17 protein-coding genes and 4 pseudogenes are annotated in these 22,804 nt (G+C 30.7%); 15 read left to right on the top strand and 6 right to left on the bottom strand.

The window, feature by feature from the left end; all coding sequences use genetic code 11:
- Window positions 1-42 precede the first annotated feature (42 nt).
- From DK405_RS07545 to tsf, 4 genes are all read left to right on the top strand, one after another.
- Window positions 43-1,695 carry a leucyl aminopeptidase gene (locus DK405_RS07545; RefSeq protein WP_045912196.1) on the top strand — a complete coding sequence of 551 codons (1,653 nt, stop codon included), beginning with the start codon at window positions 43-45 and terminating at the stop codon, window positions 1,693-1,695.
- Complete coding sequence (locus DK405_RS07540) at window positions 1,679-2,530, top strand: division plane positioning ATPase MipZ (RefSeq protein WP_045912195.1); 852 nt, start codon at window positions 1,679-1,681, stop codon at window positions 2,528-2,530. Before DK405_RS07545 ends, DK405_RS07540 begins: the two co-directional genes overlap by 17 nt.
- Window positions 2,531-2,872: 342 nt before the next feature.
- The gene (gene rpsB, locus DK405_RS07535) at window positions 2,873-3,733 is read left to right on the top strand and encodes a 30S ribosomal protein S2 (protein ID WP_045912209.1); all 861 of its coding nucleotides are present in this window, start codon (window positions 2,873-2,875) and stop codon (window positions 3,731-3,733) included.
- Between the two features lie 14 nt (window positions 3,734-3,747).
- A complete protein-coding gene (gene tsf, locus DK405_RS07530; RefSeq protein WP_231967710.1) occupies window positions 3,748-4,659 on the top strand; it encodes a translation elongation factor Ts in 912 nt (303 codons plus the stop codon).
- A gap of 85 nt (window positions 4,660-4,744) precedes the next feature.
- On the opposite strand, the gene pheT is transcribed toward tsf, so the two are convergent.
- The 3 genes from pheT to DK405_RS07515 all read right to left on the bottom strand — a co-directional run bounded on the left by pheT (window position 4,745) and on the right by DK405_RS07515 (window position 9,974).
- On the bottom strand, window positions 4,745-7,183 hold the full coding sequence (gene pheT, locus DK405_RS07525) for a phenylalanine--tRNA ligase subunit beta (RefSeq protein ID WP_045912193.1): 2,439 nt from the start codon (window positions 7,181-7,183) through the stop codon (window positions 4,745-4,747).
- Window positions 7,180-8,214 (bottom strand): phenylalanine--tRNA ligase subunit alpha, encoded by a 1,035-nt coding sequence (gene pheS / locus DK405_RS07520; RefSeq protein WP_045912192.1) that lies wholly within the window; start codon window positions 8,212-8,214, stop codon window positions 7,180-7,182. The genes pheT and pheS overlap by 4 nt, the downstream gene beginning before the upstream one ends.
- Window positions 8,215-9,035: 821 nt before the next feature.
- A complete protein-coding gene (locus DK405_RS07515; protein WP_045912191.1) occupies window positions 9,036-9,974 on the bottom strand; it encodes an ACP S-malonyltransferase in 939 nt (312 codons plus the stop codon).
- A gap of 173 nt (window positions 9,975-10,147) precedes the next feature.
- Here DK405_RS07515 and DK405_RS07510 point away from each other — a divergent pair, with 173 nt between their 5' ends.
- Window positions 10,148-12,013: a lytic transglycosylase domain-containing protein gene (locus tag DK405_RS07510; protein WP_231967708.1), complete on the top strand. Its 1,866-nt coding sequence runs from the start codon at window positions 10,148-10,150 to the stop codon at window positions 12,011-12,013.
- Window positions 12,014-12,165: 152 nt separating this feature from the next.
- Here the strand turns inward: DK405_RS07510 and DK405_RS15815 are convergent.
- Window positions 12,166-12,382, bottom strand: a pseudogene (locus DK405_RS15815) (hypothetical protein); the annotation flags it as partial.
- A gap of 10 nt (window positions 12,383-12,392) precedes the next feature.
- Window positions 12,393-13,166 carry an alpha/beta hydrolase gene (locus DK405_RS07500; protein ID WP_045912189.1) on the bottom strand — a complete coding sequence of 258 codons (774 nt, stop codon included), beginning with the start codon at window positions 13,164-13,166 and terminating at the stop codon, window positions 12,393-12,395.
- Window positions 13,167-13,201: 35 nt separating this feature from the next.
- On the opposite strand from DK405_RS07500, the gene DK405_RS07495 reads away from it, so the two are divergent.
- From DK405_RS07495 to DK405_RS15465, 10 genes and pseudogenes are all read left to right on the top strand, one after another.
- Entirely contained in the window at window positions 13,202-14,341 is a 1,140-nt protein-coding gene (locus tag DK405_RS07495; RefSeq protein ID WP_052691625.1) for a glycosyltransferase family 4 protein, read from the top strand.
- A 345-nt stretch (window positions 14,342-14,686) separates the two neighbouring features.
- Window positions 14,687-16,123, top strand: coding sequence for a F0F1 ATP synthase subunit beta (atpD, locus tag DK405_RS07490; protein ID WP_045912187.1), 1,437 nt, complete (start codon window positions 14,687-14,689; stop codon window positions 16,121-16,123).
- Window positions 16,120-16,524, top strand: a complete 405-nt coding sequence (locus DK405_RS07485) for a FoF1 ATP synthase subunit delta/epsilon (protein WP_045912186.1) — start codon at window positions 16,120-16,122, stop codon at window positions 16,522-16,524. The genes atpD and DK405_RS07485 overlap by 4 nt, the downstream gene beginning before the upstream one ends.
- 214 nt (window positions 16,525-16,738) lie before the next feature.
- Window positions 16,739-17,707, top strand: coding sequence for an IS110-like element ISOt5 family transposase (locus DK405_RS07480; RefSeq protein ID WP_081420588.1), 969 nt, complete (start codon window positions 16,739-16,741; stop codon window positions 17,705-17,707).
- A 306-nt stretch (window positions 17,708-18,013) separates the two neighbouring features.
- On the top strand, window positions 18,014-18,922 hold the full coding sequence (locus DK405_RS07475; RefSeq protein WP_081420610.1) for a tetratricopeptide repeat protein: 909 nt from the start codon (window positions 18,014-18,016) through the stop codon (window positions 18,920-18,922).
- A 96-nt stretch (window positions 18,923-19,018) separates the two neighbouring features.
- Complete coding sequence (locus DK405_RS14260; RefSeq protein ID WP_081420611.1) at window positions 19,019-19,282, top strand: Panacea domain-containing protein; 264 nt, start codon at window positions 19,019-19,021, stop codon at window positions 19,280-19,282.
- A 39-nt stretch (window positions 19,283-19,321) separates the two neighbouring features.
- Window positions 19,322-19,585 (top strand): Panacea domain-containing protein, encoded by a 264-nt coding sequence (locus tag DK405_RS14255; RefSeq protein ID WP_231967701.1) that lies wholly within the window; start codon window positions 19,322-19,324, stop codon window positions 19,583-19,585.
- Between the two features lie 4 nt (window positions 19,586-19,589).
- Window positions 19,590-20,306 (top strand): conjugal transfer protein TraF, encoded by a 717-nt coding sequence (locus tag DK405_RS07465; protein WP_109510747.1) that lies wholly within the window; start codon window positions 19,590-19,592, stop codon window positions 20,304-20,306.
- Window positions 20,303-21,341, top strand: a pseudogene (locus DK405_RS12805) (conjugal transfer protein TraH); the annotation flags it as partial. The gene DK405_RS07465 and the pseudogene DK405_RS12805, both read left to right, overlap by 4 nt.
- A pseudogene (locus DK405_RS15465) lies at window positions 21,334-21,943 on the top strand (type IV secretion system DNA-binding domain-containing protein); the annotation flags it as partial. The pseudogenes DK405_RS12805 and DK405_RS15465, both read left to right, overlap by 8 nt.
- A 19-nt stretch (window positions 21,944-21,962) precedes the next feature.
- Here DK405_RS15465 and DK405_RS07440 read toward each other — a convergent pair.
- Window positions 21,963-22,787 (bottom strand): annotated as a pseudogene (locus tag DK405_RS07440) (IS5 family transposase).
- Window positions 22,788-22,804 lie beyond the last annotated feature (17 nt).

Below are 22,804 nucleotides of genomic sequence, written 5' to 3'. Positions count from 1 at the left end.
TCAAAGAATAATAAGTTATTATTCTAAATTTAGTGAGTCAAAATGATTATAAAATTTATACAAACTGATAGTCAAAATTTTTTTAATTGCTTAGAAGGAATAAATAAAACAGATGTTACAGCTATATCCAATAGTCAGTCTATATGTTTATTGATTGGCTCAAATTTAGTGTTAACAGATAGCATGTTACAGCTTGATCAGCAATGTGGTGGAATTATATCAAAATTTTTGCAACAAAATACGAAGAATAATCAAGTCTTTAGTGGAAAGTTTGGTGAAATTAGATTTTTAACTATTGCTAACGGTGAAGAGATTAAAAATATAATTTTGTTAGGCATTGGTCAAAGTAATCAACTGAAGGAGTTTCAAATTCAGGAACTAGGAGGGATTATACAAAAATCGATTGCTGCAAATGCAATAATGGATGTAATAATTTTGGTGGATTATGATATTAGTAATTACGACAGATTTAAAATTGCATCATTGATTGCGTCAGGAGCTGAATTAGCATCTTATAAATTTAAAAAGTATTTTACTAAAAAGAATGTTAATAATAATGATAATAAGTTGCAAGAAACTAGCGAAATGCATTTATTTATCAGCTTAAAAGATGCTAACGATATTGAGCAGGCTAAAGCTTATTTTAACAATATTCTACAACCAATTAATGAAGGGGTTGTGTTAGCAAGAAATCTAATTTCAGAGCCTCCAAATAAATTATATCCTGCTACTTACGCTCAAAAGATCGAAGAAGAATTTAAGATATTAAAAAATGAGTTTGGAGTTGAAGTAAATGTAAAGATTTTAGGTGCACAAGAGATGTGTGATTTAAATATGGGAGCATTACTTGGAGTTGGACAAGGATCCCAAAAAGAATCAAAATTAGTATCAATATCTTATCTAGGAGCAGTTGATAAAGATCAAGCACCGTTAGCTTTAGTAGGGAAAGGAGTAACTTTTGATACTGGAGGAATTAGTTTGAAACCATCTGCTGGCATGGAAGATATGAAATATGATATGGCTGGATCAGCAGCAGTAGTTGGAGCTATAAAAGCTTTAGGGCGTAGAAAGGCAAAAGTAAATGTAGTTGGAGTAGTGGCTTTAGTTGAAAATATGCCAGGTAGTAACGCTCAAAGACCTAGTGATGTTGTAACAACAATGTCAGGTCAAACAGTAGAAGTACTTAATACTGACGCAGAAGGACGGTTAATACTTGCTGATGCATTATGGTATGTTCAAGAAGTATTTAAGCCTGAGTCTATTATAGATTTAGCAACTTTAACTGGAGCAATAACTATAGCACTTGGTTATAGTTATGCTGGATGTTTTTCTAATAATAATGAATTAGCTCAGAAATTAATCATATCAGGCGAAAAGGTTAATGAAAATTTGTGGCGTATGCCATTACATAAAGATTATGATGACATGCTTAAATCTAATATTGCTGATATAGCAAATATTGGTAATGTTCGTGGTGCTGCTGGTAGCTGTACCGCCGCTAGTTTTTTACAAAAATTTATTCAATTTAAGCAGAATCATGATAGTAACAAAGCTCCTATTCCATGGGCTCATTTAGATATAGCTTCTGTTGCTTGGAACAAAAAAGGAGGCAATATTTGTCCTGCAGGAGCAGTAGGATTTGGAGTTAGATTAATTAACAAGTTTGTAGAAGATAATTATGAATGCATCAAATAAAGAAATCACATTACCTTACATTTTTGTTATAGGAAATGAAAAAGGTGGTGCAGGTAAGACTACTGTTGCTATGCACTTAATTGCTGCTTTGCTTGACAATAACCTAAAAGTTGGAAGTATTGATACTGATTCACGTCAGCATTCACTTACTACTTATATACAAAATCGTAATGCTTATAATGATAAGCATGCAAATAGCAAAGTTTCTGTTCCATTGCATTTTTTAGTAACTAGAGGTGATAATAAATTTGAGAATGATGAATGCCAGCAGTTTGAAAATATACTTAATGAATTGAAAAAAAAATCTGATGTTATAGTTATTGATACACCAGGCAGCTATTCTACTATTTCATGTTTAGCTCATTCATATGCAGATACTATCATTACTCCTGTGAATGATAGTTTTTTGGATATTGATGTATTAGCTAAAATTGATGCTAAAAGTTTCAAAGTTATTACTCCATCTATTTATAGTCAGATGGTTTGGGAGCAAAAAATGCGCAAAACTCAACGTTGTGGCATATCAATTGAATGGGTAGTGCTAAGAAATAGATTAAGTAATTTAGATGCTATTAATAAGAGAAATATAAATTACGTTTTAGAACAATTAGCTAAACGTATTTGCTTTAAAAATGTTTCTGGTTTTAGTGAAAGAGTAATATTTAAAGAGTTATTTTTGGATGGCTTAACTTTACTTGATTTGACTCAGGTTAAATTAAGTAGAAGTTTGAATATTGCTCACGTAGCTGCTAGGCAGGAATTACGAGATTTTCTTAACTGCATTAATATTGATAAAATTATTGATGCAACTAAAAATAAAGCAGCAGCTGTATAAATAGCTTTAAATCAAAAATTTTAATTAATAACAAAAAAAATTCATTGCTAAAAAAATTAAAATACAATAATTATGTATAGTAGTTATAATAAATAACTGATCTATCTAATAAAATATTACTAGCAAATATTTTTATAACGTCTAGTTTTAATTGTAATTAAGTTAACAAAATTAAACAGACAAAGTTGCTGTATTTTTTTGTTAATAGTATTACTTTTGAACTACTAAATGTAAATTCGCACACATTGCTTATATAGTTAGTCGCTAAATAAATAGTGTTTTTCAAGCATTGTGGAGGTATAACTAACAAAATTATGGAAAAAAAACATGTCAAATAATAACATATCTACCATATCTTCTGTAACAATAAGTGAACTACTAGATGCTGGAATCCATTATGGACATAAGGCTTCACGCTGGAATCCTAAAATGGCCCCTTATATTTATGGTAAAAGAGATGATGTTCATATTATTAATCTGGATTATACAGCTTCACAGATTGATGTTGTTAGTAAGGTCATTTATAAAGAAATTAAAGAAAAAAATGGCAGAATATTGTTTGTTGATACTAGGAGACATCGTGATATTGTAGCTCAATATGCTGAAAATTGTGGTCAATATTATGTTACTCATAGATGGTTAGGAGGAATGCTGACTAATTGGGTAACAGTATCAAAAGCAATAAATAAACTTGATCAATTAGAAAAAAAATTAGCAGATCCAGAAAAGATAGCTGGCTATACTAAAAGAGAGATATTATCCATGCAGCGTATGCGAGATAATTTGCAGCGCTCGTTTGGTGGTATTAGAAATATGGGAGGAAAGCCTACATTGTTAATAGTAATGGATATTAATAAAGATCATATAGCTGTTAAAGAAGCTCGAAGAGAAAAAATACCAATTATTGCAATAGTAGATACTAATTCTGATCCAGATCTAGTTGATTATCCAATTCCTGGTAATGATGATGCTATTAGGTCTATACGCTTATACTGTAAAATATTTTCTGATGCTGTGCTTCTTGCTATTGAACATATGCTTGCTGCTTCTGGAGTTGATTTAGGTGCAATTAATGATGACAGTCCTAGCGAAAGGCTTAAAGCTGCTAAAAAAATTACTAAAATGAAACCTAGTAAAAAGCTAACAAAAATAAATGTTGGACAAGATCAAAATAAATTAGAAAAAGATAATAAAGATTTATGAAAGAAAAAGAATTAGTGGTTAATACTAAAACTAATGGCTCTAAATCCGAAGATGTAGTTATAAGTATTAGCCTAGTTAAGAAGTTACGTGATGCTACTGGCGCTGCCATGACTAGCTGTAAGCAAGCATTGCAGGAGGCTAAAGGTGATATTGAAGAAGCTATTAAGGTTTTACGTAAGACCAACTTAGCTCAAATGTCTTCAAAGTTACAACGTAAAGCTGACGAAGGAATAGTAGCATTAGCTGTAGATAACAACAAAGGTGCAATTATAGAAATTAAGTTTGAAACAGATTTTGTTGCCCGAAATGAAAGATTGCAAAAATTAGCTACTGAAGCTGTTCAACTAGCTTTAGTTCATGATAATTTAACAGACTTAAAAAATGCTAAATTATCATCAGGCGAAACTCTTGAATCTCAAATAAGCCAAGATATTGCTGTTATAGGCGAAAATATACAAGTAAGCAGAATTAGACAAGTTAAGCTAGTTGGCAATGGTATTATAGCATCATACATACATAATAGCGTAGCTCCAAATTTAGGCCAGATTGCTGTATTAGTAGCTTTAGAAGGTAATGTTGAATCAGACAAGCTGGCAAAACTAGGAAAAAATATAGCAATGCATATTGCTGCTACTAATCCTAGGTTTTTAAGTTCAAATGAGGTGCCAGAAAGTGTAATTATGCAAGAAAAGGAAATTTTTACTGCTCAAGCTCGTGCTACTGGCAAACCAGAGAAAGTAATTGAAAAAATGATTGAGGGGCGAGTAAGTAAGTTTCTAGAAGAAACTGTGTTGCTAGAGCAAGCTTTTGTTATTGATGGTAAAACAAAAATTTCTGAAGTATTGAGTAATGCAGCTAAAGAACTTGGCAGTGAAATTAAGATTACTGGATTTTCTTGCTTAAAAGCTGGAGAAGTAGTTGAATAATAATAGGACTAAGAAATAAAATTTCTTAGTCCTTGCAAGAGTTAAAGCTTATTACGTTAAATAGTAGAGAATACGATTTTAATAGCTAATGATCTCTTAAGACTGCATTAAATTTCTTTTCTATCTTTGATATTATATTGCTGCTAATTTCTTTTATTATTAGTTCAGTTAAGGTTTGATCATTAGATTGCATTATCACTCTAAGAGCTAAAGATTTTTTATCATTATCTATTTTATCTCCGGTATATACATCAAATACTTCAACTGTTTTAATTAAATGTTTGTCAATCTCCTTAATAGATGCTACTATTTCTGATGCTGGTATACATTGGTCCATTACAAATGCAAAATCTCGTTCAATATGTTGATAATTAGATATTATAATTGGTTTCTTATGACCATATTGAGCTTTTTTTATTGGTAACGAATCAATATTTAGCTCGAATGCAATAACTCTATTTGTAATATTAATTCCACAAAAATTAACTTGAGATAAAATTTCAGGATGAATTTCACCAAAACATCCAATACAAGTTTTACCTAGCATAATGCTACCAAATCTACCAGGATGGTAATATTCCTGGGCAGGAGTACCAATAATTTTACAATTTTCAATATTGATTCCTAACTCAAGTAGTATAACCTCTAAATCAGCTTTTATATCAAAAATATCCCACTGTGATATTGAGCTATGTGGATGCATTAATTCCTTATTACCACATTTTACAGCAGCAAGCATGCATTGTTCATTGCATGTCTCTGTTTTAGAAAAAACTGGCCCAATTTCAAAAAAAGCTTGATTTTTAAGTGACCTTGCTTGATTTTTTGCTATTGCTTCAAGTAAATTAGGAATAATTGTAGGCCTCATATAATCAAGCTCTTGACTTATAGGATTTAAAATTTTTAATTCCTCATTATAAGTACTAAAATATTTAACTATTTTGCTATTCATAAATGACCAAGTGATCACTTCATTATATCCACATGCAGCAGCAACTCTTTTGATTGTTAAAATGTTTTGTTGCTTACTAGGTAATGCTGTAAATGATTGGTTATTACTCTTAATTGGTACCTCAGGCAGAAATTTATAGCCATATACTCTTAATAATTCTTCTACTATATCTTCTTTAATTGCAATATCAGAACGCCATGATGGTATTTCAAGTTTCAAAATACCAGAAGTATCATCAGCGATGTTGGAAATAGTGAATCCCAAATTACCTAAAATATTTATTATCGTTGACTTTGTTAATCTAATTCCAGTTTTCTTTTCAAATTCATTAATTGGAAACTCTAAGGTTTTAGCTGGTGTTGTTGTAGCATCATCATATACGACAGTTTCTGAAATCTTGCCTCCGCAGATTGAAGTAATTAAGTTTAAGGCAATAGCATGAACCTTACTGGCCATATTATAATCAACTTGTCTTTCAAAGCGGTAACGTGCATCGCTTTCAATATTCAATTTTCTACCAGTAGTCATAATACTATCTGCAAAAAAGTACCCAGTTTCTAAGATTATATTCTTAGTTTCAGACTTACATTCACTATCTAATGTTCCTATAATACCAGCTAATGCAATAACATTATTACCGCAACTTACAACTAAATCTGCAGTATCTAATTTATAACTTTGATGATTTAACGCTATTATGCTTTCATTTGCATAAGCTTTTCTAACTTCAATTTCATTGTTTGACAACTTATCTTTAGCATAAGCATGTATTGGGTAACCAAAACTATAACAAATATAATTAGTAATATCTACGACAGGAGAAATTGATTTAAGACCAACATTACGTAAAAAATGTTGCAACCAAGATGGAGTACTACAAGCATTATTAATATCTTGAATTTCAGTAGTAATAAATAATGAGCAAGCATCCTTAGCAGATATCTTCAATTTTATATTGCTTTTAAAATGTCCGTTAGTATAGGTTTTAAAATTATCATCTACTAATTGTAGCTTACCTAATCCTTTAGCATGAAGTTCTCTAGCAATGCCATAAATTCCTAAACAATCTCCGCGATTTGGTGTAACATTAATTTGAATAACTGGATCATCATATCCAAAAGCTGCTGTAAATGAATCTCCTACAGTTGCAGTAGGTGGTAATTCCATTATACCATTATTATTATTACTATTCAGTAGTAATTCTTCTTCTGAACATAACATTCCATCGCTTGTAATCCCCCTAATGCTAGTTGCTTTGATTACAAAATTACCATTAGGAATTTTAGTACCAGGTACAGCAAGAACTACCTTAAGGCCTACTCTTACATTTGATGCTCCACAGACAATTTGTAATATTTCTGTTCCAGAATTAACTTTGCAAATTTGCAACTTTTGTGCGTTAGGATGAGGCTTGATATCTATAATCTCAGCTATAATAAAATCTTTTAATTCAACAGAACGATCTATTATTGATTCAACTTCTAGACCAAGATCTGTTAATGCTTGAGTAATATCGATTAAGTTTGCATCAGTAACTAAAAACTGTTTTAACCATTTTAGTGTGAACTTCATTTGCTTAGACCATGTAATATTGTAGGTATATTAAATGCTGAAAAGCTATAATGCTGTAACCACCTCTGATCATTTTCAAAGAATTTTCTTAAGTCAGTAATACCGTATTTTAACATTGCTAATCGTTCAACTCCTAATCCAAAAGCTAATCCTTGATATTCGTCTGGATCAATATTAACATTACGTAAAACATTAGGATGTACTATACCACATCCTAATACTTCCAACCATTTATTGTTGATCCAGCATTTAATATCTACCTCAGCTGAAGGTTCAGTAAATGGGAAAAAGCTTGGTCTAAACATTATTTCAATATCTTGTCGCTCAAAAAACATTTTTATGAAATTAATAATTATATGTTTTAAATGTCCCATATGAATATTTTTATCTACTATTAACCCCTCTATTTGATGAAACATTGGTGTATGAGTTGAGTCAAAATCTGAACGATAAACACGCCCTGGAGCAACAAGATAGATTGGAGGTTTTTGCTGTTCCATAGCTCGTATTTGAATAGTAGAAGTGTGAGTCCTTAATAAGCTAGTATCACTGTTATTTAAATAAAAGGTATCATGCATCTGTCTTGCTGCATGGTTACTACCAATATTTAATGCGCTGAAATTATACCAATCATTTTCTATATTTGGGCCTTCGACAGCTGTAAGATTAAACATAGAAAATATACTTAATAGTTCTTCAGTAACCTGAGAAATTGGATGAATACTACCATAAAATTTTTTTCTTGATGGCAAAGTTACATCAACTTTCTCACTATCAAGCAATGTCACCATTTCTTGCTTTTGAATTTTAGCTAGCTTAGCAGCAATTAATGTTTCAATCTCAGTTTTAACTAAATTGACTCTACTACTATACTCCTTTCTGTTTTCAACATTCAGTTCTACTATCTTTTTAAATTGTAATGTAATAATGCCTGATTTTCCTAAATATGATAATTTAAGATCATTTAATGCCTTCTTTTCATTAATGTTGCTAATTTCTTCTTTAAATTTAGCTAAAATTTGATTAAGCATTGAGTATTATAAAATCATTAAATTTAATACAAAAATTAGTATAACTCATTTTGATTGTCAACGTAATTCGGAAACTTTTCTGAGTGCGATACTAAGTGTAAGTGAGCTAGCTGTTGAAAGAAAAGAACAGAGCTGGAAATGAAAGACCTAATATACTATAAAAAATTAAAGCAGGCTACCATAAGCCCTTCATATATAAGAATTTTTAAAAAAGTTTTTCCTACTATATTTCCCCAAAAAAACTGCTTTTGTTAAGCTAAATATGCTCTGCGTTCACTGTTATATCTGATATTTAATGATAGTAATGATAATGCAACAATCTTTTATTATTTTGTCATGAATTTTCTTTCAGAATAGTGGAGATGGTGAACAAATGCTGATGGAAAAGCTTTAAGAAAAACTGAAAAGCAGTGGCTAGCACTAATAGTTCACCAGCTATAAGTATATAATAACGCCAGTTTAGGATAAGAGAAAGCAGGGAAGGCATAATACAAAAGGTATACAAAAGATAATGTGCAATTATAATTATGTGATATATTAAATATAGTTTTAATTAATAGCCATTTATTGCTCGCATGTTTGCAAATGCAAATTTAGAATAAGAAACAGTTAGAAAGAGATATATATACAAGTATTACAATGGTCAATGTTCAGGTTATTAAGTATAGTATTATGAACTAATACTTGTAGAAATATAAGCAATAAATAAACTGTTATTAATTGAAATTATATTTAAATATATCGCATAATTTAATTGTGCATTATCTCTCGTAGACCTTTTACATTATGCTTTCCCTGCTTTTTCTTATCCTAAACTGGCGTTATATATTATTTAAGAAAGCATCAATTTCAAATATTGAATTGATGCTACTACATTTAAAAGTATATTGTCCTTTTTTGGCTAGATTAATTAAAACTTTGCCAGGACCTATTTCAACTAGTTTACTAACATTTTTTTGTTGTAGTAAATCTAAAGTTTCCCTCCACCTTACTTTCCCTTCAATCTGTCTTATTAGGCAATTTTTAATATCAATAGGCGTAGTAACAATATTAGCGCTGTAATTAGCAACAATAATCATTTTGGTAGGTTTAATATTTACTTTATCAATAGCTTGCCTAAATATGCTTGTAGCCTCTGCCATTAGTGAACAGTGAAAAGGACCACTTACGTTTAATTTGATAGCTTTCTTGCCTTGAGCATGCAACATATTCATTGCTAAGTTAATTGCAGTAGTATGACCACTAATAACTATTTGTCCCAATATATTGTCATTAGCAATTTCGCAGACTCCTATAGTGGAACAATAGTCAAGAATTGGATTTAATTCTTTCATGGTAACACCAAGACAAGCTGCCATACTACCATCACATCTAGATGCTACAGCATGCATAGCATCAGCTCTAACCTTGAGTATCTTCGTAACTTCATCTAATGATAAAGCACCAGCTACACACAGTGCGCTGTATTCACCCAAAGAATGTCCAGCTACATAATCTGCCATGTGATAACATTCCATAGTAGCTTGTTGCTCTAATACTCTAATTATTGCCATTGAAACTGCCATAATTGCTAGTTGAGCATTCTTAGTTAATGTTAGAGTACTGATAGGCCCATTAAATATAATATCTGTTAATTTTTCTGCAATAATATCGTTTACCTCATGAAAAACATCTCTAGCTACAGGAAAATTATCATATAAATCTTTTCCCATACCAACAAATTGTACTCCTTGACCAGGAAAAACAAATACTGTATACATAGATATTCTTTTGTATATATTCCTAGAGTTGGATATTAAATATGAAAATCATTAAGTTAACCTTTTTTACTGTTATTATCAATATTTATTTATTGTACTCAGTATGCGCTCAAGATTCCTATGAAAATATAACATATCAGCATCTAAGAAATAAACAGTGGAACGAAGCTGTATTGACAGCTGAAAATTCTGGCAATGAAATTTTATATAAGATAGCTTTAGCACAAAAATTTCTGTATTCTGACACTGGCATAACATTTGAAGATATTATAGCTTTTTTACAAGCTAATCCAAATCATCCACAAAAAAATCATATAGCTAAACGCGCAGAAAAAGTTATTAACCATTTTACTGATCAAAACTTAATAATTAGATGGTTTAATAAAACCCCTCCTCAAACAGCTAAAGGCTATTATTATTATGCTTTAGCTGCTTATAAGCTTATAACAGATTTGGACATAAGAAATAAGATAATACATACTGCCTGGAAGTTTTGTGATTCTGACTATATAATACCTTTTTTAGATAATTTTTGTGATTTGTTAACAATAGACTATTATTATGCTAAGATCGCACAGTTTATATTAACAAATAAAATACCTAATGCTAAAGTTTTGTTAAGCAAGGCTGGTAAAAAAAAACTAAATCAACAAGTTTTGAATTTTATGATTGCAGCAGCTAGTAATGATAATAATACAGAGAAATTATTTGCACAGTTACCAACAACTCAGCGTTATAAAAATGAAGTATTGTATAGCATTTTAACATATAAATTGAAAAATAATGATTATAGCTCTGAACTAGAACAACTTTTTTCTCAGGTTCTGGAGTCAAAAATTACAGATAATTTTTTATTTTCTTCAAAATTATGGTGGCAATTAAGATCAGAGGCTGCAAAAGGATTGCTAGCTACACATAATTACTCTGCTGCATATAACATTATAAAGAATGCTATAGTGGATGATGTATATACTTCTATCGAATATAATTGGCTAGCTGGCTGGATTGCTCTTAGGTTTTTACATAATTCAGCTGATGCTATTACTTATTTTACTAACATGGCACAACAAGTTACAAAACCCATAGATATATCAAAATCATATTATTGGCTAGGTAGAGCTAATCAAGTAGCAGGAAACAGTCAAATTGCTCAGGATTATTATAAAAAAGCTACTCAGTATCCATATACCTTTTATGGACAATTAGCTATTCTTGAAACTGAGAATAAAGTGTTGCCACTATTCTCTGATTTGCAAATTAACATAGACAATATTGAGTTTAGCGATATTGAATGCGTAACAGCTGCTGAGATGTTACTAAGTAATAATTTACCAGAATTATCAAAAGTATATGCAGTACAAGCTATCAGGCACGCTTGTAATAATACCGAAATGTACGCTATTATACACAGACTAATTAATATACAAGAATTAACTGGTATAAAAGACGTTTCTTATGTTGCAAAATTAATTAAATTCGCTGAATGTGAAGCTTTATTCCCTACTCACTATTCTTATCCAACACCATATAACATGATAGATTCCTACATAGATAAGGACATATTGTACAGTGTTATTATGCATGAATCAATGTTTGATGCATCAGCTATTGGAGCATCTAATGATCAAGGATTAATGCAGATAATGCCAGCAACAGCAAAAGATGTTGCTACTAAATTTCTAAAAATTCCATATGTGGCTACTAAGCTTATTACTGATCCTAGTTATAATATTAAGCTTGGTAGCCACTACTGGAAAAGAATGCTAGATATTAATGATGGTTCATATGTATTAGCTACTGCTTCGTATAATGCTGGTCCATCTCGAGTTAGAGGCCGGGCAGGAATGAAGGGGTGGATAGAAATTTATGGTGATCCATGTAAATATAAAGATGATAAGTATAAAGTGATTGACTGGATAGAAATTATTCCATCTAACAAACGAAATTATGTACAAAGGGTATTAGAAAATATTCATGTATACAGAACTATTCTTCATCAGCAGCATAATGAAATATATTATATGGATTTCTTATTTTAATTTAAACAAGAGTTTGATACAAAAAATAAGTTAAAATCTAGGTATAGTAAACGTAAAACCTATGACTATTCTAGTTAGAACTATATCGTGCTCAAATAAAGCAATAAGTTTAAGATAAACCATTTTTGGCAAATGTTTTTCTATTACGTTTATTAACACTTCTGTTGTACTATACAATTATAAATGCTAGAGCAGAATACTGGAGTAGAAGAAAACGAACATGAGATAAGATTGGAATTAAGTTTGGAGATAGAATAAGTAGCAAGAGAAGCGATTATATATAAAACAATTAATAAGAGAACGATGTCTAGTATGCTCTAAATGTAGATGTTTTTTTATATACTCAATTAAGGAACGGTTACTCGCTAATCATTCTTCATTACACTAATCTGGCATTAATAATTTCCTTGATAGCATAAGATATATGACTTAAGCTAACAGAATCTGAAAGAAAATGGTCGGCATATTTTAGTAGCTTAAGAGTAGAATAATGAGTTTGAACTTTATTAATTAGATCTATAGATCCTTGATATGGCACCTCTTGATCCTGCATACCATGAATAATAGCAATAGGACACTGAATATTAATAGTAGGTTTATTTAACAATAAATATTTCCTAGCATTACATATTAGATTATAACTTATATGATACTTATTGTTACACGTATTTCCTGTTCCACCCAATTCAATATATCCGGTATGAATCATAATGTTTTTATTTTTTTCAGTAAGCTTATTCCAAATTAAAGTTTCTGTAAAATCTATTGCAGGAGCTAAAGCAACTACTCCACTAATTTCAATTTCGTTTTTAATAGCAGCTAGTATTGCTAACCAGCCTCCTAAACTTGAACCAACAATAATATTTTTAAAATTATTGCTAGTGTGATACATAATAGCGCGAGTTGCATCAAACCAACTCTCAATGGTTTGATCAATAAATCGACCAGAAGAATTACCATGACCATAATTGTCAAAAGCTAAGAAGTTGAGATCTTCTTCTTGACATAGTTGATATAAATAACTAGACTTCTTACCTGACATGTTGGACATCATACCATGGAGAAAAATAATATTAATTAAACTGTTTTTTTGACTTTTATGTTGCCTGTAAGCAATAAACCTACCATCATCTAAGGTATAAATTTTATGCATTTATTTAGTATCAATATTAAAGATTGAAAAATATTATGAGTATAACTTACCATAAAAAAACAATTTTACAAGTCGTACCATCACTCGTAAATGTTGGTGTTGAGCGTAGTACTATTGACATTGCTAACTATTTGGTACAAAGTGGCTATAAATCCTTAGTAGCATCATCTGGTGGAGTACTACTTGAGCAGTTAAATAATACTGGCAGCACACATTATCTAGTAAATACTGCAAGTAAAAATCCATTTGTTATTTGGTATAATCATACAATACTATCTGACATCATAAAACAACAGAAAGTAGACATAATACATGTTAGGTCAAGAGCTCCAGCTTTTAGCTCATATCTTGCAGCTCGTAAGACTAAAATTAAATTTATTACTACCTTTCATGGGTTTTATAATTTTTCTACTTTAATTAAGAAAATGTATAACAGTATTCTGGTTAAAGGCGATATAGTTATTGTAGTTTCAAACTTTGTGAAAGATCATATTATAAAATATTACAATGTGCCTGAGGAAAAAATTAGAGTAATACATCGTGGCATTGATTTAGAATACTTTAATCCTAAAAATATTTCACAAAAAAAGTTAGAGCAATACCAGGCAATGTATAATATTCCGAAAGATACTTGTGTAATATTGTTACCAGCAAAAATGACTAAGAGAAAAGGTCATGAGGTTGTGATTGAAGCATTAAATGCAATCAAAGATTGCGATTTTTATTGTATCATGACTGGAGATATATTATCTAATCGTAATTTTACTAATGAAATAAAAAAGAAGATTATGCATTATAAGCTGCAAAGCAAAATTCAAATTTTTGGATCTACAGCTCATTTACCAGAATTATATGCCTTAGCTGATATTGTTCTTTGCCCTTCAATTGAGCCAGAAGCCTTTAGTCGTGTTATAGTTGAAGCTCAAGCCATGGAAAAAGTTATAATTGCTAGCAATATTGGTAGTACCATGGAAACTATTGCTGATGAAGTTACAGGGTTTCATATTAACGCATCTGATGTACAGGATTTATCAGAGAAAATTAAGTATGTACTACTAAATTTAACTAGTAATAAAATGCAAACTATGCGCAAGCAAGCAAGGCAATCTACATTATTGCAATTTTCTTTACAACAAATGCAAAGCAAGACTTTAAGTGTTTACAATGAATTATGATTATAATAAAAAATTATAGTTTTTTAGCTAGGGCTAGTTATGATATAGCTAAAATTAAAGATTTTTATTAATATTGTCTGAGTACACATTATAAAAAAGACTTTTCAAAGATAGTAAGCTATAACAGATTTATAGAGTTAATGCATATGGCATTTTGCAGATGCTACCGTTATTGCAATCTCTTCTCTACCTTAACTTTATTAGAAGCATACATACCCTAAATTTTGTTTTGTATTTTGCAGAAAATCTAATTTACAATTGTTTATATTTGTTATTTTTTCTATTGTAGCATAGTATAAAGCATATTATACTGAGCGTATACTTTAAACGAATTTCGATTTACCAATGAAGTTAAAAGCCAAATATAAACAGCAATCCAAAGTTGGTAAGGTTGTACAAGTAGTTTCAGCTGTTGTTGATGTTAGTTTTGCAGGTAAAGACTTACCACATATTTTAAATGCTTTAGAGTGCACTATTAATAATGAAAAAATAGTTCTGGAAGTTGTACAACACATAGGAGATGATATAGTACGATGTCTAGCTATGAACTCAACTGATGGATTATTTAGAGGAGCTGAAGTAATTGATACTGGAGAACAAATTAAAGTACCAGTTGGTAAATCAATTTTAGGAAGAATATTGAATGTAGTTGGACAACCAATAGATGATTTAGGTCCAATTAAATGCGACAACTTTTCGCAAATACATAAAGATGCTCCAAAGTTTATCAATCAATCTACTTCTAGAAAAATACTAATTACTGGTATTAAAGTAATAGATTTACTTACACCATATATTAGTGGAGGGAAAATTGGCCTTTTTGGTGGTGCTGGAGTTGGTAAAACTGTGTTAATAATGGAGATTATTAACAATGTAGCTAAGGCTTATAAAGGTTATACAGTTTTTACTGGAGTTGGAGAACGTACTAGAGAAGGTGGAGATTTATATAAAGAAATGGTTGGATCTAATATAATTGATCTTAATAAGTTAGAAAATTCTAAAGTTACTTTGGTGTTTGGGCAAATGAACGAGCCTCCTGGAGCAAGAGCTAGAGTAGCATTAACTGGCTTAACAATAGCAGAGTCATTTCGCGATATGAACGAAGGTGAAGTTCTATTATTTATTGATAATATTTTCAGATTTACTCAGGCAGGAGCAGAAATATCTACATTATTAGGGCGTATTCCGTCTGCAGTTGGTTATCAGCCTACCCTAGCTACTGATATAGGAAGTTTACAGGAGCGGATTACATCGACAAAATTTGGTGCTATTACTTCAATACAAGCAATTTATGTGCCAGCTGATGATTTAACTGATCCAGCTCCAGTAGCTTGTTTTGCACATCTTGATGCTACTACAGTTCTTAGTCGTAAAATTGCTGAGCTTGGTATTTATCCAGCTGTTGATCCGTTAAATAGTAGTTCACAAATTCTTGATGCTAGTGTAATAGGACAAGAGCACTATTCAGTAGCTACTCAGGTACAAGAAATTTTGCAAACATACAAGTCGTTACAAGATGTAATAGCTATATTAGGTGTAGATGAATTGTCAGATGATGAGAAAAGAATTGTTTCGAGAGCTAGAAAAATACAGAGGTTTTTAACTCAGCCTTTTCATGTTGCGGAAGTGTTTACAGGTAAACAAGGTAGATTTGTTAGTTTAGAAGATACAATTTATGGATTTAAAGGGTTGATTGATGGGAAATATGATGATTTGCCAGAAATGGCTTTTTACATGGTTGGTAGTATTGACGAAGCCATTGAAAAATCTAAAACATTATGAAACCTATAAATGGAACAACGCTTATAGTTAAAATTTTAGCTTTAGAAAAAATAATATACAACAATAATACTGTTGACATGTTAGTACTTCCAGGTTTGGAAGGAGTGTTAGCAGTTTTACCTCAACATTTACCTATGCTAGTTGTATTAAAATTTGGAATAGTAGAGGTTCATTATAATGATAGAAATATTGATCGTTTTACTATTAGCGGTGGAATAGCAAAAGTTGATTCTCAAGTAGTAGATATAATTTCAATGTTTGTAATGAATTGTATGCACATAGATATACTCAAAATAAAAGCTAGAATTGAGGAAATTAATGCTGTAACTTCCTCAAAGCAGAGCACTTTATTACAAGAAGAGCATAAATTTTTAATGGCTAATTTAGAATTATTAAGTTAAATAGTATTATTTATTACTAGAAGTTATAATAAAATAAAAGTTATAGTAATAACACAAAAGAAAGCTAGTATACAAGTCTGCTCCTTAGGCTAATAGCCTGTAATCAAGATAAGAATTAGCTTTTTTTTTGAATAACTAAAAAACCCGACAGTATTCTTAGGCTAAAAATTCTGTATTTACAAGGTTGGTTTTGAGATATTTAACATAAAATTTGGTGATTATGAATAGTATAATTGTAGGAATTGACGTTTCTAAAGAGACATTTGATGCAGCTGTGTTAATTAATAATAAAGTTCAAACAAGAAAATTTAATAATAATTCTGAAGGGTTTAACAAATTAGTAACATGGTTAAAAAGCAGAGGAACTGGACATGTTTGTATGGAAGCAACAGGTATCTACTGGAAAAATTTAGCTAAATATCTGTACGATTATGGTTATAAAGTAAGCGTAGTAAATCCTGCCCGTATTAAAGGTTTTGCAATGAGTAAACTTAGTCGTACAAAAACAGATAAAGCAGACAGTGTATTAATAGCAGATTTTTGCAAAGCAATGAAACCGGAAGCATGGTATCCACAGCCTCTTTATATTCAAGAACTACAGCAGCTAGTTAATCGCCTGAATGTTTTAATTAAGCATAAAACACAAGAAACAAATAGATTAGAAGGAGCTTCTAAAGCAATTGCTAATAATATTCAAATGCATATTGAATTTCTTGAAACACAAATTAAAGAAATTGAACAACTAATCAATGACCATATTAAAAATAACAAAGATCTTCATAATAAGGCTATGTTACTTGAGTCAATACCAGGCATAGGAGCAAAAACACAGGCTGTAGTTCTTGCTTTTTTAGCAGATATTGAGAAATTTAGTTCTGCTAAACAAGTTGTAGCTTTTGTAGGTCTTAATCCTAAGCATCGTCAATCTGGCAGTTCCGTGCGGGGGGCTAGTATAATCTCTAGAACTGGTAATTCAGATCTACGTAAGTCTTTTTATATGCCTGCTATGTCTGCCTTAAGACATAATTGTATTATCAAGCAATTTTCTCAACGTTTGTCTGATACTGGCAAACCCAAAATGCTTATCCTTATTGCCGCTATGCGTAAGTTATTACATATCATTTATGGTGTTTTAAAGCATAATTCTCCTTTTAATCCTAATGTTTTAATCAATCAGAAATAATAATTTTATAAAAACTTACATCTTTTTTATAAAATTATTATTTCTTTTCTTGATTCTTATCACGGTATCTATTGACTTTATATCAATGCCTTTACCTATAGAAAATCACACGTATTTAATGCAACATAATTTGTTATAACTGGTTGTAATAATAAAAAAAATAAAGAATATTAATAGAATTTCTGATAGTCTTATTGATAAGACTGAAAAAAAATATAAAAGAAGGATTAATTGTAACACCTATAATTTAGTAATTATTTGGTGTTCAGTAGCTAATCAAAAATTTAAAGGGGAATTAATAATCATATGAAATTTGTAAAATATATAACAGCTGTTTTATTATTAACACTGTTAAATACAACCATTGCAGCAAAACGAAACAACAATCAACCTGTACAACAGAAATTAATTCGGGATAAAGCTATATTAGCAGAAAAACATTTTAATGTTGGAATTTCATTTCTTGAGTTAAACAAATATCAAGAAGCAATGAAAAATTTTGATTTAGCTATTAAGTATAAACCTGATTATGCAAAAGCTTATGTTAATAAAGGATTTTGTTTAGGTGAATTAGAACGATATAAAGAAGCAATAAAAAATTATAATTTAGCTATTAAGTACAAACATAATTTGGCAGAAGCTTATTGTAATAAAGGATTTTGTTTAGATAAATTAGGACAATTTCAGAAAGCAATAGAAAACTACGATTTAGCTATTAAGTATAAACCTGATTATGCAAAAGCTTATGTTAATAAAGGATTTTGTTTAGGTGAATTAGAACGATATAAAGAAGCAATAGAAAACTACGATTTAGCTATTAAGTATAATCCTAATCATGCAGATGTTTATTTTAATAAAGGAGTTTGTTTAGGTAAATTAAGACAATTGCAGAAAGCGATAGAAAATTATGATTTAGCTATTAAGTATAAACCTAATTATTCAGAAGCTTATGTTTATAAAGGAGTTTGTTTAGGTACATTAGGACAATTTCAGAAAGCAATAGAAAATTTTGATTTAGCTATTAAGTACAAACCAGATTTAGCAGTATCTTATGTTTATAAAGGAGTTGGTTTATATGAATTAGGACAATATCAAGAAGCAATAGAAAGTTGTAATCTAGCTATTAAATATGACCATAATAATGTACTGGCATACCAGTTAATAAATATCTCAAACAAAAAATTGCAGGTATTAAAAAGTAATCTTGATTTTTAAATGATATCTGTAATAAGCAGGTATTATAAGGCATTATCATGATTTATTTGTGATACAAATTGTTATAAAATAGTCATAAGATATAATAATAAAATCATGACTATACAACAAAAGGGTGAGTTATTGAGTTGTTTTGATGTTGCTAGCTATTTTCTAGTATTGGTTGATAGAGAAGCAGGAGATGTAATAACTCAATTAAAACTGCAAAAATTAGTGTATTTTGCCCAAGGTATGCATCTAGCTTTATTTGATAAGCCTCTTTTTAAAGAAGATATTGAAGCCTGGGAAAATGGACCTGTAGTACGGCATTTACGTTCTTTATTTGGCGGCTTTGAAGCTAATGCAATTCCTGCTCCATGAGAAATAGATTTCAGTATTTATACTAGGCAACAAAAAGAGGTGATTTATAAAATATATTCTTCTTATGGTGAACATACAGCATCTTATTTACGTGACTTAACACATTTGCATTCTATTTGGCAACAAGCCATTATACGATCTAGCCGTGTGATTACTAAAGAAGAAATGAGAAAATTTTTTAAAAATCATATAAAAAATATTGAAGATTATCTTTTACCTGTTTCAAAAAAAGATACTGCAGAAATAGCCAATGCTGAAGATCAATGGTGGATGAACTATGATAGTGGTATCCCTTGGGATTGAGAGAATGAATGCAATACACTTATCGGTAATAATAGTGCTATTTGGTTACTTGTCGATAGAATTAGCTACTGCTAACTCTTTGCCTACAGGGTTTTTATGGTACAATGATAAACATGATCATGAGCTTGATGACTCTACTTCTAAGTTGATAAATTTGGCCCATGATCATAGAATCGAGGAATTAAAGGAGCAATTTAATCGAGCTCAGCGTATAGCGCTTGATAATCCAACGCTCGAAAATGTGATTACAGCTCAAAGGCTACAGAAACAAATCATGGAGAAGGCACATAAGTTTGCTACTATGTGGCAACTAGCTACTCTACTTGATTATCAACTGATTAATGCTAATGAGCCATCTAATAGCTTACATAGAAAGCTATATCAAGAAAAATCAGAGCAGAAAAATGACTCAAAACTTAAAAACATTGCTAAAAACTGGGGATTAATTTTACAAGTTAAAGAAGATTGCTTGCTCTGTAAGGCCTTTATGCCTATTGTTCATGGCTTTGCTAATAAATATGCATTTCAGTTGCTAGCTGTCAGTAAGAATAATGAGTTGCTTAATAAACTAAACCCTAAGCATATTGTACCTGTGTTATATCTAGTAGCTAGCGATGGTAAAAAAATATATGCAGTAGCTAGAGGCATAATTTCTGAAGATAAAATTATCGACAATATTCTAGCAATCGATAGATATTATCATAAGTTGGAGACTAGATGAGCATCAGAATCAGAGTTTATGTTATTGCAGCATTATTTTCGCTACAAGCTCCAGTATCACTAGCTTGGAATATCGAAAATGTATTTCAAGGAATGAGTGTTAATGTTACCAGATCTGGATCATATCAAGATCAAGCGGCTGGATATTATGCAGCTGGTGGATTGTCTGCTCGAACAAGCCAAACATCCTTTCAGCCATTTGCTATAACTCCACCATCTTTAAACATGAGCTGTAGCGGTATTGACGCCTATCTTGGTAGCTTCTCTGTTATTTCTGGAGAAGAATTAGTTCAACTAATGAAAAACATTGGTTCTCAAGCTAAAGTTTATGCATTTTCATTAGGATTAAAAACATTTGCTCCACAGATTGAGAACGCTCTCAAGGACTTGCGTAATCTAGCAATGGAGATGAATCAATTTGCCAAAGGAGATTGTGAATTAACAAAAGCATTATTTGCTACAGCTTTACCAAGAAACTGGGCTATGAGAGAAGCTGTTTGCCGTGATATACAGTCACAAAGTGGATTTGATTATTTTGCTGCTAGTAAAAAATGTCGTAATGATTTAGCTCAAAAACAAGCTCTGCGACAAGCACAAAATAAGGATTCAGAGCTAATGCTAGAATGATTATAACATCTTCACTAAAGCAGCAGCAAAGGTTGGAATACCATCAGATATGCATGATTCAATCATGTCTATGACTGGCACTATCGTGGTTACAAACAATAATGTACACTTTTATGACTCATTAGCTCAGGATGAAAAAAGTTGGATTAGTCATTTAAAAGGCGGAGAATCAGCCTCGATTTACAGTTGTGATAATGTCAGTTGCTTGCATCCAAGCTTGCGACGAAATATAACAATATCACCAGAGCAGTCTTATGCAGGTAAAGCTAAACAACAATTGACTAATCTAAAAAATAAGTTTGATTATAATACTGAATTTAGTAACCATGAAATAGCCTTTTTATCTTCGATTGGAGATATATTTCCAATTTATGATTATATCACATTAGAATCTATTTCTGGTATATCAAAAAGTATTTCTGAGCAGTTTGTATTATTTTGTAATTGAAAGATATGTGCAGCTTAAGCTAGCAATTGGTGAGCATTTTTATGATATCGATCAAATAGGCATTAAGTTTTATAGTTTAAGGTTTAAAAAATGGATGCACCTCAATGCTCAAGACTTTTTGCATGAGTTTTATACAGGCCAACATGGATTTAAAATACAGCAATTATGGGAATTCCTAATCAATTCAGCATTGTTAGAAAGCTTAATTGTTTTTGCTATTGGTGTGATAATCTCAATTGTTTTCTTTACATCTCAAGGCAAAAACACGATTATTAAGGCCAAAATTAGAGGCGCTGAAATACCTATCTAAAATGCTAAAAAGCGCTAAAAAGGCCTCAAAAATCTGTTTTGCAGGCTTGCCATTAGTAAAGAATAGTGAAAGGCTGCACATTCTGATTACTGGAACAACAGGTACTGGTAAAACCAATATGCTTAATGAACTGCTACCACAAATTCGATTACACAAAGATCGAGCAATAATTGTAGACACAACTGGAACTTTTATTGATAGATTTTTTGATCCTAAATGTGATAAGCTGCTTAATCCTTTGGAAAAAAATAGTTGACCTATTTCGAAACTGGTTAAAGTAGTTCAAAATTATAAATGCCAGAGATCAAATTAAATCTAAGAGAGAATCTTTTACGTCTATTTCGATATTTGTCAGCAATAATTTTGAAGCGTTTTAGCGCACCAATAACGTTTTCATTTACAACTCTTTCTCCTGCGAATCTACCGATTATTCTTTTTATCATTTTTAGTTAAAGGATTTTTCTTGCTTTTTTTCTTTGGTAATTCAGAATTATTGTGAATTTTTTGTATGCCTTGATATCCTGTATCAGTAATCACTTTTACCTTAGGATGGATAAGAATTTTGGATTTCTTAAATAATCTAAAGTCATGTTTTTTACCGTTAGAAAAATCTGTACATATTACTTGGCGCGTTTTCTTATCTACCACTATTTGAGTTTTTAGTGTATACCTTTTCTTCTTTCCTGAATAATAGAATTTTTGTTTTTTTTAGGTCTTTCTATAGGACTCTCAGTATCATCAATCAAGACTACTTCATAATTCATATCACTCTTCATTAAAGCTTTACGGCCTGGAAGAGCAAAGTTTGCGTGTTTAACTAGGGTGTCTTCTACCCATTTTACAGCTTTATATGCTGAACTTTCACTAATTCCATAGTTCTGACCTATATGGAAATAAGTACGGTATTCTCTAAGGTATTCTAACACCATCAGCAACTGTTCCTCCAAATTGAGCTTATTTTTACGTCCACCTTTTGATTTCTTAAGACCATCAGCTTTCCTCAAAATATCCACCATCTTTGAAAATGTCCTCTTCCTTACTCCTGTTAATCGACGAAATTTTTCATCCTTTAACTCTTTAATCTGATCTAATTTCATTATTACTTCAAATTAGA

Source organism: Orientia tsutsugamushi, assembly GCF_900327275.1.
Lineage (GTDB): Bacteria > Pseudomonadota > Alphaproteobacteria > Rickettsiales > Rickettsiaceae > Orientia > Orientia tsutsugamushi.
This window is presented reverse-complemented; position numbering and strand designations above follow the sequence as displayed.

Bases quoted from the DNA above. Each gene is read 5' to 3' on its own strand.
- DK405_RS07545 (WP_045912196.1), top strand. From the start codon at position 43: ATGATTATAAAATTTATACAAACTGATAGTCAAAATTTTTTTAATTGC.
- DK405_RS07540 (WP_045912195.1), top strand. From the start codon at position 1,679: ATGAATGCATCAAATAAAGAAATCACATTACCTTACATTTTTGTTATA.
- pheT (WP_045912193.1), bottom strand. From the start codon at position 7,183: ATGAAGTTCACACTAAAATGGTTAAAACAGTTTTTAGTTACTGATGCA.
- pheS (WP_045912192.1), bottom strand. From the start codon at position 8,214: ATGCTTAATCAAATTTTAGCTAAATTTAAAGAAGAAATTAGCAACATT.
- DK405_RS07515 (WP_045912191.1), bottom strand. From the start codon at position 9,974: ATGTATACAGTATTTGTTTTTCCTGGTCAAGGAGTACAATTTGTTGGT.
- DK405_RS07500 (WP_045912189.1), bottom strand. From the start codon at position 13,166: ATGCATAAAATTTATACCTTAGATGATGGTAGGTTTATTGCTTACAGG.
- DK405_RS07495 (WP_052691625.1), top strand. From the start codon at position 13,202: ATGAGTATAACTTACCATAAAAAAACAATTTTACAAGTCGTACCATCA.
- atpD (WP_045912187.1), top strand. From the start codon at position 14,687: ATGAAGTTAAAAGCCAAATATAAACAGCAATCCAAAGTTGGTAAGGTT.
- DK405_RS07485 (WP_045912186.1), top strand. From the start codon at position 16,120: ATGAAACCTATAAATGGAACAACGCTTATAGTTAAAATTTTAGCTTTA.
- DK405_RS07475 (WP_081420610.1), top strand. From the start codon at position 18,014: ATGAAATTTGTAAAATATATAACAGCTGTTTTATTATTAACACTGTTA.
- DK405_RS14260 (WP_081420611.1), top strand. From the start codon at position 19,019: ATGACTATACAACAAAAGGGTGAGTTATTGAGTTGTTTTGATGTTGCT.
- DK405_RS07465 (WP_109510747.1), top strand. From the start codon at position 19,590: ATGAATGCAATACACTTATCGGTAATAATAGTGCTATTTGGTTACTTG.